We start from the raw sequence: 3,226 nt of genomic DNA, 5'->3' as shown, positions 1-3,226 counted from the left end.
ACGATGTATCGTCCATCTTGATGCTTAAAGGTCAGTTCAATTAATTCATCAGATGTCTCTTCATAGTCGTTTGAATCGATCGTCAACGTCCGTTTGAAGCGGACAAGGCAATGCTTCGGATCGTCACGGTTCAGAAAGACTTCGATGTCAGCGACGGAGGCGGTGAACTTGCTATCACTGCCGTTGCTAGCAAACAATGTCCGTTTAATGGACTCCGACATATACTGATCAGCTTGTCGTTTGCGTGTCGGATAGGTCCCGTCCTCCCATGTAAAGGCGAACGTGATGAAGCGTTCCGCACTCTTAGAGATGATCGATTTCTGTTCTTGCTCTTGTTCATTAAATGAGATGGGCGGATCTGACACCGTTGTTTTTGGTAACACTTTCTTCTCGTCTTTCTCGACGATTCGATGCGATTCATCTGCTGCCGTGGAACGATATTGATAGACATTGGCACTGATCGACAGCAGCAGACAGAACAACACGAGCCACAGGAGATGACGACTCGTCAATGCCATGGTGCATCCCTCCTTATAGCGAAAACAGTGGTGCCGGATCAATGTGACCGGACCAATCACTCGTCTTAAATTCGATGTGCAGATGATTCCCGGTCGAACGTCCGGTCGATCCACACATTCCGATGGCTTGACCAGCCTCGACCTTCTGCCCCGTCTTGACTTGGCGTGCAGAAAGGTGGGCGTAAGCGGTGATCCAGTTGCCTTGTTTGATCTGAATCAGCTGCCCATATGGTCCGCGTAAGCCGCTATAGGTGACGGTACCGGAGCGGACGGCGTGGACGGTATCCGTATCGTGGCAACTGAAATCGATGCCTGTATGGACGTCCGTCTTTCCGAAAACGATCCGTGATCCGAATCCCGACGTCATCTGCAGCGGAATGTCGAGCGGAGCATGTATCTTTCCTTTGATGGGTCCTGTCTTGCCTTCTGCTAGTACGGTCGGTGTCAGATATCGGAGGACGGCATCGACATATTCGATGTCACCGTAACAGGCTTGATGCTCGATTGCGCTCGGACGATGGCATTGATAGATGCCGCTCTTCTTGACGCGTTGGTACATCATCTGGGAAAAAGAAATCGCGAGTTGTTTCGTATAGCGTCCTCCGTTTTCTTGAACGTAATCAATGAAACCACCCCCGAAGTTGTAACTTTGGAGCGTCAACTTAACGTCCTCATTCGCTTGCCGGAAGACCGACGCGAAGTGTTTCACGCCGTAACGAATGCTTTCATTAGGCGAAGTGATGCAACCAATCCGTCCGCACTTCGATTCACTCGCTTGCATCGGATCGTTCCCGCGTCCGCCACTTTCCTGCATCATCAACGCAAGGACGACGTTCGTCTGTCCCTCGAGCTGTTCCTTCTTCAATTCACGCGCAATTGCTTCGCGATATTGCAGGACATCATCACTGACTTGCAGACTCGCATCCGAGTAAGCGATTGGTGTCTCCGTCGCCTGTTCATTCTCGATCCCGGTCAATGTATCGAGAATACCTGCGACGAGGATGATCAGTAGGAGAAGCAGAAGCGCGATTCCGAGAGCAATTAGACGATATTTTAAGGTCAGGAGTCGCCATTTCATCCGGACGGCGACGCGTGCCGACTGCCGGACCGTACTCCACATCAGGCACCACCTCCGAACAAGGTCAGCTCCTCGGGCGAGACATCAACATCAAAGATCAGCGTCTTCACACCGGAGATACTGAGGACGATCCGTCCCGTCTCGAGCGACGGAATCAACCGCGTCTCACTCTCGGTCAACTGTCCGTCGAAGACGGTCTGGATCGTCGGGATGCTCTCGGCGTCTTGTTCGCCGATGAACTTATACTGCGTCAGTTGGAACAACGTCTTGACGTTCTCTGCGTTCTCCGACTTCGAACCGGTCGGAACAAAGTCCGTGATCAAGTGCGAAGCGAAGAAGATACCCCCGAAGTATTTCCGCGCTTCGCGCATGAACTGTTGCAGGTATAAAATCGCCGGTTGCGCGATATCACGCGTATTGATTAGGTGATGTGCCTCATCGATGACAATCAGATACTTGAAGGCATCTTCGATTAATAACTCGCCCTGGTTGTAGCTACGGAGTTGTCCGGCACCGTTGAGGATCATCCCGTCCCACAGCATGTTCATCAGATTGAAGACCTGTGCCTGAAAGATTTCGTCTTTCAGATTGGTCAGGTTGCGTAGTGGGAATGAGACAATCGCTTCCTCATCGAATCGCTCGATCGAAGAATGTCCGTCGAAGATGTTGCCGTAGTTGTGGACAAGATTCGTGATCGCGAGTTCGATGTTCTCAAGCCGGCGGACACGGTTCGGACTGATCGTCTCGCGGATTGTCGTCCGAGCGGCGTCCACATACAATTCAGAGCGGACGAGCGCTAAGAAGTCGGAGAAGACCGGATAGGTGTTTGCGGGGTGCGTCGTGATCGGCGCGTCGCCGTCCTCGTTCCAGAGCCCTTTCTCAAGGTAGAGTTGCCGTAAGAGAATCTCGAACTCGTTCGCTTCTTCCTGCGTAGCTGCCGGATTGATGTAGTGATAGAAGACCGCAATCTTCGACAGGTGTTGCATGAACGAGAGCGCCTCATCTGCCGATCCGTCGGCGTGCGTCACCGTCTTATAGACATGGAGCGGATTGATCCGCCCCGCGGAACCGTCGAGCGCGATTTCCTTCCCACCAAGCTGTCGTACGAGGTCGGAGAACTCGCCCGTCACGTCCAAGATGCGAACATGATTGCCTTTGATGGCTTGATCAAGGACCGTCTTCTTGAGCAACGTCGACTTACCGGAGCCCATCTTGCCGATCATCAAGGCGTTGTAGAACTTCCGTTGTTTGTCCTTATGGAACAAGTCGAAGATGACACTCCCGTTCGTATCCGTCGTCCCGTAGTAAGTCCCCGTCGGATCCTGTAGCGACGTGAAATGGAATGGGTAACCTCCCGCAATTGACAGTGAAGGGATCTCCTTACCGCGACGTCGGTTCGGTAGTTTTTGTTGTTGCTCGTAGCTGAGGAACAGGCTCTGCCATTCCCATTCCTGTTCGTTCAGGAAGACGGTTGCGCGGAAGTTCCGCGCTTCGAGTTCCTCCATCACATCCTGGACTTGGCGTTCGAGTGTCTCAAGCGTCTTTGCTTTGACGTAGAGCCGGAGATGCAGATATTTCATGGTCTCACCCTGCGTGATCTGTTCGTAGAGTTCATTCAATTCCTTATATG

Annotated in this window: 3 protein-coding genes; all 3 read right to left on the bottom strand. The window is 52.3% G+C overall.

What is annotated here, in order from left to right; translation table 11 throughout:
- A partial coding sequence (locus F8N00_RS17275) for a hypothetical protein (RefSeq protein WP_421018669.1) occupies positions 1-518 on the bottom strand: 518 nt, incomplete at its 3' end.
- Positions 519-531: 13 nt separating this feature from the next.
- Positions 532-1,638 (bottom strand): lysozyme family protein, encoded by a 1,107-nt coding sequence (locus tag F8N00_RS17270; protein WP_251055860.1) that lies wholly within the window; start codon positions 1,636-1,638, stop codon positions 532-534.
- Positions 1,638-3,226 (bottom strand): VirB4 family type IV secretion system protein (locus F8N00_RS17265; protein ID WP_421018668.1); only part of this gene is annotated, 1,589 nt, incomplete at its 5' end. The genes F8N00_RS17265 and F8N00_RS17270, both read right to left, overlap by 1 nt.

The sequence above is a fragment of the Exiguobacterium sp. A1_3_1 genome (genome assembly GCF_048985645.1).
Classification (GTDB): Bacteria; Bacillota; Bacilli; order Exiguobacteriales; family Exiguobacteriaceae; genus Exiguobacterium_A; species Exiguobacterium_A indicum.
Note: the sequence above shows the minus strand (reverse complement) of the source record. Positions and strands in the feature narration are given on the sequence as shown.

Coding starts and splice junctions, on each gene's coding strand:
- F8N00_RS17270 (WP_251055860.1), bottom strand. CDS start 1,638: ATGTGGAGTACGGTCCGGCAGTCGGCACGCGTCGCCGTCCGGATGAAA.